Genomic DNA, 13,427 nt, shown 5'->3' with positions numbered 1-13,427 from the left:
ATGTTGTGAATGGAAAATTTTACAATCAAACAAATTCAACACAGGTTGGGTCTATTGGATTAAGTAATGGCTTACGGCTAATTATTCCGTTTCAACTACCTCTAGTTTCTTTGGGTCTGTTTATACTGGTTTGAAATATAAACAAGTAGTTAGATAGATTAAACCATTAAGGGCTTCAGAGTATTCTGAGGCTCTTTTAAATTGGGAGGTTCAGCCATGAAAAAATACGTCCTAAGTTTTTGTTTTTTCTGCATCATGTTTTCTCTTTCTGCTTGTGGCAAGAATGAAGATATCATAAATCATTATGAAGGAAGAGAACTTGTAATTGGTGTAATTGGAGAATTCCCAATGATCCACGATGCAGACAAGAATCATGCAACCTTTAAACCGTTAGATACTAACCAGTTATTAGAGAAAGGCTTTGAAGATGGTCTGGACGCTGTATTCATAAACAAAAAATTTCTTGATACAGTGGCAGAGAATAAGTATACGGATATTTTCAATGATACGGATGTAGCGTTTGTTTTTATTGATTCGGTGGTCATGTCACAAACTTTTCTAGATAAAGACGTACCGTACAACAAAGGGTTTCCAAATGACAGCGGATGGTATCTACAGGGATATTACAATGATGATAAGTTTGCTACAACTCTTTACAACGATCAGCCAACAGATAAAAATATAAAAAATGCGTATGCGAGAATGTTTGAACTAATAGAGGATAAAGTGAAGTGATCAAGAAAAGAAATCAATAGCCAGCTGGGCAACCATCAATAACAAGAGCGCCTAAAGGCGCTCTAATTGCTTTTCAAACAAAAAGAGCAAATTTAATAATCACGATATTGTTCATTATCTTTTTAATCTCAAGGAGGAAAATCAGACATTTTTCCCACTAACTTAACTAGAAACATCGAAAGCGTAAATACTACAAGTTAAAACTAACATAACCAACCGCACTGCGGTTGTAACCATGAAATGGTACCAGTTTCTCCTTATGCTCTTCACCAATTCCCGACATGCCAGTAAGCCATGACCTCAATCGTACCATTAGCGACTTCATCCGAGTCACCATCCACATGAACAAGATCGCCATTTTCCGCATCACCCAAGTTCAACTCTTTATGTATTTCTTTCAAAAGACGACCACCATAAGCAATCAATCGTTTATAAGACAACATTTAAATGTTTTTTGGACTTGTTCTATTTAAACTATTGAAGTTTCATACTGAGTTAAAAAGACACCTTTATCTACACAACACTCGAGAATTTACTTACTTGTATAGCATGTTGGAAAATTACATAAAAATTTACAGATGGAAATGGGTTGTCAAATGGCTGGCTTCAAAGGTATCATGTTAGGCGAATACTTTTTTAGATTTAGGAGGAATGAATCATGAAGAAAGAATATCTACTCGTGGTCCTCCTTGTTATGACCACAGTGTTAGTTGCCTGCAGCGCTACCATCGAAGAAGAGAAAGAGAAAACGTTGGAAGATGTAGAGCAAATTTTTGAAGAAGAACCTAATAGACCGAATGAACATATAGAGGAGTTATCTTTTCGCTTACCTTTTAGAACATCGATTGTAGAAGAGTCAGACAACAATGTTATTATTGAAAAAAGTAACGATACATTTGTGCTGTTCTATCATCAAAATGAAGAAGCTGGGAACGACGTTGTCTATACAATGACGACAAAAGATACAGAAAACCCATGGATGGTCAACGAAACGTTTGAAGACGGAGACAGCATTGGATACGTATTGATGCGTCAAGAAAATGAAGAGGAATATGAACTTGTTACTGGCATTGATGATGTTAAACTGACAACTATTTCATCATTGGAAGATCTTTCGAAAAACGCAAGTTGGATGATGGAAACGGTGAAGTCAGTAGAATGGAATAATGAGAGTGAATAACTTATTTAGGACTTTTATTGCTGAAGTCCTATTTTTTTGTTTACTTTGCTGACAAGTGTCTTTACACTAGTGGTGTTGACTTCTATAGGGAGGATCTTGTGATGAATTGGTTAAAGAAAAAAGGAATTAATCCATCGCTAAAAACATATTTTATCGATGGACTGAGTTATATGGCTCTTGGACTTTTTGGGTCGCTTATTATTGGATTGATTATGAAAACACTTGGAGAACAAATAAATCGTGGTTTTTCAACTGTTTTTTTAGGTGATTTTTTCGTAGACATTGGAACACTCGCCATGTCATTACTAGGACCTGCCATTGGGGTAGCTGTTGCATATGGTTTAAAAGCGCCACCATTAGTACTTTTTGCTGCTGCTGTAACTGGAGCTGCAGGTGCATCTCTTGGTGGTCCAGCAGGTGCATATTTGGCAGCTGTATTTTCTACAGAAGTGGGGAAAATGGTTAGCCAATCCACAAAAATTGATATCATTGTGACCCCATTTGTGACGATTTTTTCAGGGTACTCAATAGCTGCACTTTTGGGTCCTGGAATTGCCCAATTTATGACAACCTTTGGTGGTTGGATAGAATGGTCTACAGTGCAACGTCCAATCATTATGGGAATGCTCGTAGCGGCGCTGATGGGGATTGCATTAACAGCACCCATTTCGAGTGTAGCGATTGCGCTCATGCTTGATTTAAACGGATTAGCGGCTGGTGCAGCAACGATTGGTTGTAGCGCCCAAATGATAGGGTTTGCTGTGGCGAGCTACCGTGAAAATAAGTTCGCTGGTTTAATTGCTCAAGGAATTGGAACGTCTATGCTTCAAGTGCCTAATATTTTAAGGAACCCATTCATTTTAATTCCGCCTACATTAGCAGGGATTATACTTGCGCCAATCGGTACAACTGTTTGGATTATGGAAAATAACTCTTCTGGAGCAGGAATGGGCACAAGCGGGTTAGTTGGACAAATCATGACCTTTCAAACGATGGGATTCACGATGGATGTTGTTATTAAGGTAGCTTTGTTGCATTTTATTGGACCTATTGTAATTACCTTGTTACTATCTATTTATATGAGAAAGATTGGCTTAATCAAAGAAGGACAAATGAAGATTCATACGGGAGGTAAGTAATAAATGAAAAAGCTAGAATCGATTGCTCAATTTAATGAAATGAAAAATGAAGGTCAGCATGTTTTTATGTTTTCTGCAGAATGGTGTCGAGATTGTCGCGTGATTGAACCAATCTTACCAGATATAGAAAGAGCATTTTCGGATTTCACGTTTGTCTATGTTGATCGAGACGAATTCATTGATTTATGCATCGAATTAGATATATTCGGGATCCCAAGTTTTGTTGCTTTTAACAATGGCGAAGAAAAGGGTCGATTTGTCAGTAAAGATAGTAAAACACAAGAAGAAATTGAAAGCTTTTTAGCGGAATTACCAGCTTAATTTTTCGCTTCATTTCGTAAATTGTAACCAAAAATAAACGACCTGGTCCTTTTAAAGGGTTTCTCCCTTTAGGGCCAGGTCATTTTGATGTACAATAGAGCCTGAGACAAAATAAGACACTCCTAGATAGGAGGAAGATGATGAGTAAGAAGATAAAAATGGATTCAATTGAGATGAAACGATTGTTAGAGGAACGACTACAACGAGATGATCGGAAAATCTCATATGATCGTGAAAAAGATCAAATTCGGTTCGAAAATAAAGCGACAGGCAAGGGAATAGAAGTGTCTATTCCAAGTGTAATAGGCAAGTGGAATGCCCAAAAGGATGTAGCGATTGATGAGGTGTCCTATTATGTAGAAGAAGCGCTTTCTGTTATGGGCACTGAAACGACCGTGGAATCAGCTGAAAAGCAAGTCCTCCCTGTGATTCGTTCGACTTCATTTCCTGAGGAAGCTAGTGAAGGTGTACCTTTTGTCTTTGATGAGCATACAGCAGAAACGCGTATTTATTATGCAGTCGATTTAGGGACTACCTATCGTCTAATTGATGAAAACTTTTTAGCTAAGCAAGGATGGACAAAAGGGCAAGTGAAAGAAATAGCTCAATTTAATGTGCGCTCACTTCCAACAACTGTGAAAAAAGATGAAGTAGCTGGAAATGTCTTCTATTTTATGAATACAAATGACGGCTACGATGCAAGCCGCATTTTGAATGATTCATTTCTTAAAGAAATGGCAGGTAAGATGGAAGGTGAGATGACTGTTGCTGTGCCGCATCAAGATGTACTAATCATTGGTGATATGAGGAATGAAACGGGCTATGATGTGCTTGCTCAAATGGCTATGTCTTTTTTCGCGAATGGTCACGTACCAATTACTGCACTTTCCTTTATTTACGAGGATGGAGAGCTAGAACCAGTATTTATTTTAGGGAAAAATAAACGAAGAGAATAAGGAGAACACAATATGAATGTATTTTATAATCAAAACGGTGTAGGGGATGTCCTTTTAATTACATTGCAATCGGTACCAGCTGATCTACGCACATTTGAACGCAAAAATGATGTAGCAAGAATCACAAATAGCGAATCAGGCGAAGTTGCAGGCTACAATTTATTCAATGCTTCAAACTATATGACGATTACTGCCAATGGTGTTGTTGAAATGGATAAAGAAAAGTTATCTGTAGTCAATGATGCGTTACGCAAAAATGGCTTTGAAGAGCCAATCATAGCTGACTTTTCACCAAAATTTGTTGTAGGCTTTGTACAATCAAAAGAAAAACACCCTAATGCAGATAAACTGAACATTTGCCAAGTAAACGTTGATAATGGAACACTCCAAATCGTTTGTGGTGCACCAAATGTTGACGAAGGTCAAAAGGTTGTAGTGGCAAAAGTCGGAGCTGTTATGCCTAGTGGTCTTGTGATTAAAGACGCTGAGCTTAGAGGAGTTCCATCGCGTGGGATGATTTGCTCAGCTAAAGAATTAGCGCTAAAAGACGCTCCACAAGAAAAAGGAATATTGGTACTCGAGGATTCATATGAAGTGGGACAATCTTTCTCTCTTACATAAGCGAAGAATGAGTCAGGCTGCTCCGTTTAGTTTCTGGAACACTCGGGAACTAACTGGGGTGGTTTTTTATTATGGGGAAAAATGAAGAGCAGTACCAAGCATTCGAAAACCGTTCTAATTCGATCGAATCATTTCACCAATTTCACTCGTAAATGAATAAAAAACTGATAGAATGGAATGGAACTTAAAGAAATGAGTGATACGAATGAGTTGGATTAAAAAGATGTTATCTTTTTTACAAGACCAAGAAGAAGGAAAAGTAGAATATAAAAGTTCACCGTCCAAAAATGAAAAGTTAATATATAAAAAAGAATTAGATGCGAAAATGGTGTACCAGTATCCAAAAGGGGAGTTTGGCTTTCCTTTAATATCAGATGAAAGTATTGAGAGTACCGATCCTCATGATCAGCACCTAAAGAGAAGAGAAAATCACGCCAAGCGACCGATAAGAAACGAAATGGATGATTATGAAACACCGGAAAAATTAAAAAGTGATGCTTTCAAAAAACCATTCATACCAACTGAAGTGCCATCACCGGTTTATGGATTCCGTAACCGTCCAAAGGTTAAAGAACAAGAAATCGAGTATGAGTTGCCAGATTCTAAAAAAAGGGCATCCAGAAGCACGAACGTTGTTGAATCGCCCCAAAAGCCACTTACTGACGAGCAAAAAGTAGTGGAAAGCAGTAACGACGATATAAATAAAGACCAGTATCCTAAGTTCACAGAAGAAAATACAGTTGTTCAAAAAAATATTCCGTCAGAATCACCGTCTATCTTGGAGGAAGAGCTCATTGTTAGGCCTGAGGTGCAACAGCCATATACCATTCATACAGATTTGCCTGATGAGGCAGTTTCGTCACCTGAACCGACACAAAATAAGGTTGCAGGAAAGATTGACCCACAAAATTTTAAGTCGATAATGAAACCTAGTGAGGAAACTCTTCCGTCAAATGAAGAACAGAATATGCACGAGAAGAAATGTACGGATCAACATGAAGCACTAAGGGAACCAGAACCACCATCTGTTAAACAAGAAGATCAACAACCGAAATCAAAAGTTAAAACATTAAAACAACAACCGCAACCAGTAAAAGAAAAAAAACCTGGTCAATTACCTTTTAACGTTATGATGTTAAAACAAGACCGGCGCAAGTTGAAAAGTAAAGAAGCAACACCATCAACACCATCAACTTTAAATACTGAAAAAGCAGAGCCAAGTGTTCAATCAACGCCAAAAAAAGACGTCCAACCTGAAGTCGGTAATAAAGAAGCAGAATCTGTTTCGATCCCAACTGCAACATTACAATCAAAGGAAGAAGATCCTGCATACTATGCGTTTCCATCAATGGATTTATTGACGTCCCCCATACATACCGAAGTTGATCATGCATGGCTAAATGAACAAGCTGAACTTTTAGATGAAACATTATTTCATTTTAATGTGAATGCTAAAGTAAGACATGTGACGCAAGGCCCGTCAGTTACGCGCTTTGAGATTTTTCCTGAGAAGGGCGTGAAGGTAAGTAAAGTTACAGGCTTAACCGATGACATCAAACTTAGTTTGGCTGCGCGTGATATTCGAATGGAAGCACCAATCCCAGGAAAAACAGCGATAGGGATTGAAATTCCTAATCCAACGAGTAGACCTGTGGCTTTAAAGGAAATACTAGACCATCAGGCATTTAAAGAGTCGACCGCAACACTGCCAATTGCACTTGGACTAGATATAGAGGGACAACCTGTCGTGACAGATATCGGCAAAATGCCACACGGCTTGATTGCTGGTGCTACTGGTTCAGGAAAAAGTGTGTGCATCAATTCTATTTTAGTTAGTTTGTTGTATCATTCTTCACCAGACGATCTAAGATTGCTGTTGATCGATCCGAAAATGGTCGAATTAGCGCCGTACAATCATATTCCACATCTTGTAAGTCCTGTTATCACTGATGTAAAGGCGGCGACCGCTGCTCTAAAGTGGTCAGTAGAGGAGATGGAGAGACGCTATCAGCTGTTTGCTCATGCTGGTGTTCGAGACATTGGACGTTATAATCAAAAAGCAAAGGAAGCTCGTCAATTTGGGCAAAAGCTACCATACCTAGTTATTATAATTGATGAATTAGCTGATTTAATGATGATGTCACCAGCGGACGTAGAAGAGTCTATTTGTCGAATTGCACAAAAAGCACGTGCATGTGGAATTCATTTGTTAATTGCGACTCAACGTCCTTCTGTTGACGTCATTACGGGCTTGATTAAGGCAAATGTGCCAACGAGAGTAGCTTTCTCTGTAAGTTCACAAGTAGACTCTCGAACCATTATTGATCAACCTGGTGCGGATCGTTTGCTTGGAAGAGGGGACATGCTGTTTTTAGGAAATGGAGCTTCAAAGCCTGTACGATTGCAAGGGACTTTTGTTTCTGACGATGAAATTGACGCTGTTGTTGCACATGCTCGTAAAGAACGGGAAGTAAATTATTTGTTCCATCAAGAAGAACTACTTGCAAAAGTAGAAATTCAAGATGAAGGGGATGAACTTCTAATGGATGCATGTGAGTTGGTTGTTACGCAAGGAGGAGCTTCAACATCGCTTTTGCAAAGACATTTCCGTATTGGTTACAACCGAGCAGCACGTTTAATTGATTTAATGCAGAAGCAAGGCTGGATCTCTGAGGCGAAGGGAAGTAAACCTAGAGATGTTCTTATGACAGCGGAAGATTTGCGGTCCTTACAAGAGACAGGAACAAGTTCTTAAAGTAATCGCCTGATGAGTTTTTTTGTCAATAATTTGTTGTAAAACTAAATCGTGCTATAATAAAAAAATATCCGTTTTTAAGGAAGATGATTACACACATCGTCTGTCTATCATATACTGTAAAAAGGCAGAGGATTGTTGGAGGTACAATTATGACAAGCTATCACTTTGTAGGAATTAAAGGCTCAGGAATGAGTCCTCTAGCTCAAATTTTACACGACATGAATTTTCACGTTCAAGGTTCTGATATAGAAAAGTACTTTTTTACACAGGCCCCTCTAGAAGAACGAGAGATACCCGTCCTTCCGTTTGACCGAAATAATATAAAACCTGGGATGACCATTATAGCTGGCAATGCCTATCCTGATACCCACGAAGAAATTGATGAAGCACTTAAGCAAGGGCTTGAAGTGATTCGTTATCATACGTTTTTAGGGGATTTTATGAAAAAATATATTTCAGTTGGTGTGTCAGGTGCTCACGGTAAAACATCAACAACTGGTTTGCTAGCACACGTTATGCAAGGTGGGGATCCTACGACATTTTTAATTGGTGATGGGACAGGAAAAGGGATGGAAGACAGCAAATATTTTGCATTTGAAGCATGTGAATATCGTCGTCACTTCCTTTCTTATTCACCTGATTACATGATCATGACGAATATCGATTTTGATCATCCAGATTATTTTGCTGATGTGGACGATGTATTTTCTGCATTTCAAGAGATGGCCATGCAAGTGAATAAAGGTATTATTGCATGCGGAGATGATGAACAACTACAAAAAATGCAGGCGAAGGTGCCAGTATTGTTTTACGGATTTAATGAAGAAAACGATTTTCAAGCGCGTAACATTGAAACGACGCCTGAGGGTACAACATTTGATGTCCTTGTCCGTAATGAATTTTACGGAACATTTGAAATTCCAATGTTCGGTGACCATACGATTTTAAATGCTCTTTCAGTTATTGCCCTTTGTCACTACGAAGGTTTTAGTACGGAGACGGTCAAAGCAGAGTTAAAAACATTTTCAGGCGTAAAAAGGCGTTTTACTGAAAAGGTTGTTGGAAATCAAGTACTAATTGATGATTATGCACATCATCCAACGGAGATTAAAGCGACGCTTGATTCTGCATCTAAAAAATATCCGAACCGCGAAATCGTGGCGATTTTCCAACCACATACATTTACACGTACACAAACTTTTTTAGACGAATTTGCAGACTGTCTTAAAAAAGCTGATCGTGTTTATTTGTGCGATATATTTGGTTCGGCGCGTGAAAATCATGGCAAGCTAACCATTCATGATTTACAAAATAAAATTGACAATTCGGTGCTTTTGGATGCAGAAGATCCTTCACCTTTGTTTGACCATTCAGATGCTGTTCTTATTTTTATGGGTGCTGGAGATGTTCAGAAATTTCAAAAATCATATGAGGATTGGTTATTACTTAATTTTCAGAGGGACCAAGCGTAATTTAATAGGTAAAAATCCTGCTCGTTAGGTAATACTATAACAGAGTCGACAATAGCGAGTCTTAGATTCAAATGAGTAATTCTTGGGCTAAGGGTAGACAGTCAGTAAGTAGGCTTTGATTGTGATTAACAGTCTCTCGGAGTATAAGCGATTCTGCTGTGGTGGCAAAGACTTGCCTCCTCGCAGGATCACTTACTTCTGTCGAGTTTAAGCGCTTGCTTTCGCTCTATCGCTATCCTACTTCGTGGGTCAGAAATTTTTAAAAAAGAATTTTCTTCCTAGAAGGAGGATTTAATCCTGTAAAAATAGAAATACATAAATAGAGCAGTACGTTTAAGCAAGTGTATAGCTAAATGATGAATGCAGAAGGGAGTTAAGGTTTGTGGAAAGTTTATTGTATATTAGTGCTGCTCTAGCGGCTGGTGGTTTCTTAATTCTTTGTATTAGTCTTGCTGTTACTTTAAATGCAATGAAAAAAACATTAAACAATCTTACAGGAACTGTAGGTGCTTTGCAGAATCAACTTGATGGTGTAACACGAGAGACAACAGATTTGCTACATAAAACAAATAGTCTCGCTGAAGATATTCAAGACAAATCATTGAAATTAAATTCAGTTGTTGATGCAGTGAAAGGTGTTGGAACGAATGTTCAACAACTTAATAACTCCATCGGAAAAATTACTCATTCGGTTAGTCGTTCTGTTGAAAATAACGAAGAGAAGATTGCACAAGTTATACAGTGGAGCAATGTTGCCATGGAAATCCGTGACAAGTGGAAGGCTCGTAAAGCAAAAGAAACGTATGATTCACCTACGCAACCTGAGCCACAGCGTGCAATGAGATCTCTTGATTAACAACGACCATAAGTAAAGTAGTAAGTAAAGATTAATTTACAATATGGGGGAGGAATTACTTTGACTCAACAGGAAAAACAGTTAACTAAAACAGAAACAAATTCAAAAGATTTTATTGTGGGTGCCATCATTGGTGGAGCAATTGGAGCTGCAACGGCGTTATTTTTAGCTCCAAAATCCGGTAGCGAGCTTCGCAACGACTTAAATACTCAAGCTGTTCTATTAAAAGAACGTTCGAATGAGTGGAAAGATCAAGCTGTCACGAAAAGCTCTGAATTTGCAACTACAGCAAAAGTGAAATCTGCAGAGCTTTCTTCAATTGCAAAAGAAAAAAGCGCTGAATTTTCTCAATCTGTTCAAGCGCAATCAAACGCTCTTGTTGAAAAAATAAAATCATATAAAGGCGATCTGGATGCAGATTCAAATGTTGAGGAAGAAACATTTGGTTCTGTAGATAGCACTATGGGAGCAGAAGCTGAATCGGCTGTAACTGCTGTCGGTACTGCTACTCCTCAAACACAAGAAATTCCGGTTCCTCATTCTAATAAGCCAAATAATTTGAACACGTAATAGCCATAATAGTAAAAAACGATGAAGAATGACTTTATCGTTTTTTTCTTTGCCAATCAGAAGAAAAAGGAGAATGAATGATGAAAAAAATTGAACAAGTTGACCAGTTTGATCAATTACTAACTAAGGGTGATCCCTTTTTCTTTTTTAAACATAGCCTAACATGCCCAATAAGTGCATCAGCTTATAAGGAATTCAGCCAATTTGCAAAAAATAATGAGGAGGTTGAAACGTATTATTTAGCAGTTCAAGAGTCACGAGAACTTTCATCACGCATCGCCGAGCAGCATGGTGTGAGACATGAATCCCCACAAGTATTCTTTTTTAAAGAGGGTAAGCCTATATGGCACACGTCGCATAATAAAATAAAAGAACAAACATTAAAGGAACAAATGGAATAATAATAAAAAAAATTCTCCATCACAGATTGTGATGGAGAATTTTTTTATTTAATATAAAGTTCTAGTTTGTCACCGGTTTGAATGAGATCAGTAAGAGATGTTTTTACGCCGTTTTTGAGCATGATGATTTCACCGCTTGGATCGTTCGGTGGACGCCAATCGATAAATCTAAAAATATCTTGAAAGGTATATTCAAGCGTTTCTTTTATCGATGTTTGAATTTCATCACCATAGTGTAAGGAATCTTTTTGTGTCAACATGTCACCATTTTTATTGACAGTCACATGTGGATCTTTTAGCTCGACCTCATCGCCATTAAAGGTAACAACCACTTTTTGTTCCAAATGGTAATGGAGTTGTTCTAACAGCTGTTTAACAGATGGGATTGTTGCCGGCTGCACTCGGATGAGGTCATTTTGCTTTACTTCCAGGGACAGCTGTTCTTTTTTCGTTTCTCGGCCATTTACATAAACATGCATATCCCAATGAGGGAAAAATATTTGTTTGCCATCAATTGCTAGCATGAATTGTTTGTTCGATTGATCATCAAAAATGACGCCAATATGATGACAAACATCACGTAACGTGAGTCCTTTCTGAATTTGGATTTGATCACGATCTTGAACGATATACATTGGTGATTCAATCTGACCATTGACAAATATTTCTTTTTTGAACGCAACTAATTGATCATTTACGTGGCAACTCGTGTGAAGAGATTCTTCTAATACATCTTGAATGGAAATAGAGTGGGATTGTCCATCTTGGCCCGGCGTGATGCTGATCACATCCCCTTGTTCAATCGATTCTTCTAATGTACTATTTTCCCCGTTCTTTTTGAGAATAGGAGGGTGTCCATGCTCACCAGGGATCGTGAGAACTTGTCCGTTTACTGTTATCATACGAGCAAACCCTGGCTTACCATACAGTCGGGTTAACTTGATACCAGCTGCTAGGAGGGCATCACCAACAGAAAGCTCTTTTACTTCAAATAATCGAATGTCATGCTTATTGACGGTGACAGAAACATAGTTAACAGGTGATTTTTTTGCAGCAATCGCAATGCCAACAGGTGTCACGAGTTCGGGGCCTTTTTTAATCGATTCATGGAACGTTAATTGTTGAATCGCTTCGTTCCCACGCACTGCAACTCGATTAGAAGGAAGTTGTAATTTTTCGGCTAAAATTTGAGGTAGAAGTGGTGTAAGACTCCCGCCCCCGACAAGCATAATTGCTTTTGGTGTTCGTTGATTATTTAAATTCATTATTTCCTCGGAAATCGTCTGTGCCAAACGTTCAACGGAAGGTCTTAATACTTCCGTTATTTCCGCTTGAGGAATCTCAGTATCAAAGCCTAGAATATCGGTAATTGATACTGTTTCAGATGTTGAAATGGTTCGTTTGGCATACTCAGCTTGTGGAAAATCAAGAAGATAATGATCACTTATGCGTTCTGTCATTTCATCACCAGCTACTGGTACCATTCCATAAGCGACGACAGTACCGTGATTCGTGATGGCAATGTCAGAAGTACCAGCGCCAATATCAACAAGTGCAACATTCAGTCGTCTCATGGATGGTGGAATGAGTACATTAATCGCAGCAATTGGCTCAAGCGTTAATGCGCCCATCTGGAGATTTGCACGTTTTAGTGAAGCAATAAGTGATTCTATAACAACTCGTGGTAGGAAGGTTGCAATAATTTCAACAGCAGCTTCGTCACCTTGCTGATCTACTAAACTACCAATTTCTTGACCATCTAATGAATAATGAAGTACAGAATAGCCAACACAATGGTAGTGATGACTATATTCATCTTGTGAAGCCGCTGCCTCTTGTGCAGATTGAACAGCGCTTAGTTCCATATGCAAAATATCTTGAGCAGTTAGCCTAGGTTTTCCTTCAAGAGGAAAGGAAAAACAAGCTTGATTCGTTTTTAAGGCTCTCCCCGCAGCTGCAACAGATACTTTTGTTAATGGGCCATGAGTTTTCTCAAGTTCTTCTTTTATTTCTAACACTAGTTCCGCAACAGCTGGCACGTTATGAATTTGACCATCTAACATGGCTCTTTCTTTATGTTCTTTTTGTATCATGTCTTCTACATAGTAATCTTCTTGATTCGTTGATAAGATCAACCCGACGATTGATCTCGTTCCAATATCTAAGGCGAAAATTTTTTCAGTGTTCAAAAAAAAACGCACATCCTTCACAAAATGATTGCTTTAATGCTGAGAAGCGTTTAATGAATAAAGTTTTCCGTGACATTCTAGAAAATTTGGATTATAATATGAACAATTGATAAGTTGATCGTGTTTGTTGTATTTTAGCAAATACTAAACCTTGATTCCGTTAGGTTTAACCCTTTTCACTACCCAAAATGTATCACACTTTAGGTGAGTGGAAAAGACGAATCAACCC

Annotated in this window: 12 protein-coding genes and 1 pseudogene; 11 read left to right on the top strand and 2 right to left on the bottom strand. The window is 38.3% G+C overall.

Annotated features, from left to right (window positions below; all coding sequences use genetic code 11):
* Positions 1 to 216 precede the first annotated feature (216 nt).
* Positions 217 to 735, top strand: coding sequence for a hypothetical protein (locus AB1471_RS02770; RefSeq protein WP_367778043.1), 519 nt, complete (start codon positions 217 to 219; stop codon positions 733 to 735).
* Positions 736 to 1,001: 266 nt separating this feature from the next.
* Here the strand turns inward: AB1471_RS02770 and AB1471_RS02765 are convergent.
* Positions 1,002 to 1,175, bottom strand: a pseudogene (locus AB1471_RS02765) (protein rep); the annotation flags it as partial.
* 218 nt (positions 1,176 to 1,393) lie between these two features.
* Here AB1471_RS02765 and AB1471_RS02760 point away from each other — a divergent pair.
* The 10 genes from AB1471_RS02760 (at position 1,394) to ytxJ (ending at position 11,009) form a co-directional block, all read left to right on the top strand.
* Positions 1,394 to 1,915, top strand: a complete 522-nt coding sequence (locus AB1471_RS02760) for a hypothetical protein (RefSeq protein WP_367778041.1) — start codon at positions 1,394 to 1,396, stop codon at positions 1,913 to 1,915.
* A gap of 98 nt (positions 1,916 to 2,013) precedes the next feature.
* A complete protein-coding gene (locus tag AB1471_RS02755; RefSeq protein WP_367778039.1) occupies positions 2,014 to 3,054 on the top strand; it encodes a PTS sugar transporter subunit IIC in 1,041 nt (346 codons plus the stop codon).
* Positions 3,055 to 3,057: 3 nt separating this feature from the next.
* A complete protein-coding gene (locus tag AB1471_RS02750; protein ID WP_367778037.1) occupies positions 3,058 to 3,375 on the top strand; it encodes a thioredoxin family protein in 318 nt (105 codons plus the stop codon).
* Positions 3,376 to 3,515: 140 nt separating this feature from the next.
* On the top strand, positions 3,516 to 4,331 hold the full coding sequence (locus AB1471_RS02745) for a DUF1444 domain-containing protein (RefSeq protein ID WP_367778035.1): 816 nt from the start codon (positions 3,516 to 3,518) through the stop codon (positions 4,329 to 4,331).
* 12 nt (positions 4,332 to 4,343) lie between these two features.
* Positions 4,344 to 4,952: a YtpR family tRNA-binding protein gene (ytpR, locus tag AB1471_RS02740; RefSeq protein ID WP_367778033.1), complete on the top strand. Its 609-nt coding sequence runs from the start codon at positions 4,344 to 4,346 to the stop codon at positions 4,950 to 4,952.
* Between the two features lie 205 nt (positions 4,953 to 5,157).
* Positions 5,158 to 7,707 carry a DNA translocase FtsK gene (locus AB1471_RS02735; RefSeq protein WP_367778031.1) on the top strand — a complete coding sequence of 850 codons (2,550 nt, stop codon included), beginning with the start codon at positions 5,158 to 5,160 and terminating at the stop codon, positions 7,705 to 7,707.
* 152 nt (positions 7,708 to 7,859) lie between these two features.
* The gene (murC, locus tag AB1471_RS02730) at positions 7,860 to 9,182 is read left to right on the top strand and encodes a UDP-N-acetylmuramate--L-alanine ligase (RefSeq protein ID WP_367778030.1); all 1,323 of its coding nucleotides are present in this window, start codon (positions 7,860 to 7,862) and stop codon (positions 9,180 to 9,182) included.
* Between the two features lie 382 nt (positions 9,183 to 9,564).
* Positions 9,565 to 10,038: a DUF948 domain-containing protein gene (locus tag AB1471_RS02725; RefSeq protein ID WP_367778029.1), complete on the top strand. Its 474-nt coding sequence runs from the start codon at positions 9,565 to 9,567 to the stop codon at positions 10,036 to 10,038.
* Positions 10,039 to 10,098: 60 nt separating this feature from the next.
* The gene (locus tag AB1471_RS02720) at positions 10,099 to 10,608 is read left to right on the top strand and encodes a YtxH domain-containing protein (RefSeq protein ID WP_367778028.1); all 510 of its coding nucleotides are present in this window, start codon (positions 10,099 to 10,101) and stop codon (positions 10,606 to 10,608) included.
* Between the two features lie 80 nt (positions 10,609 to 10,688).
* Positions 10,689 to 11,009, top strand: a complete 321-nt coding sequence (gene ytxJ / locus AB1471_RS02715; RefSeq protein ID WP_437342316.1) for a bacillithiol system redox-active protein YtxJ — start codon at positions 10,689 to 10,691, stop codon at positions 11,007 to 11,009.
* A gap of 44 nt (positions 11,010 to 11,053) precedes the next feature.
* On the opposite strand, the gene pilM is transcribed toward ytxJ, so the two are convergent.
* On the bottom strand, positions 11,054 to 13,198 hold the full coding sequence (gene pilM / locus AB1471_RS02710; protein ID WP_367778026.1) for a pilus assembly protein PilM: 2,145 nt from the start codon (positions 13,196 to 13,198) through the stop codon (positions 11,054 to 11,056).
* Positions 13,199 to 13,427 lie beyond the last annotated feature (229 nt).

It is taken from the genome of Jeotgalibacillus marinus, from assembly GCF_040801915.1.
GTDB classification, from domain to species: domain Bacteria; phylum Bacillota; class Bacilli; order Bacillales; family Jeotgalibacillaceae; genus Jeotgalibacillus; species Jeotgalibacillus marinus.
Note: the sequence above shows the minus strand (reverse complement) of the source record. Positions and strands in the feature narration are given on the sequence as shown.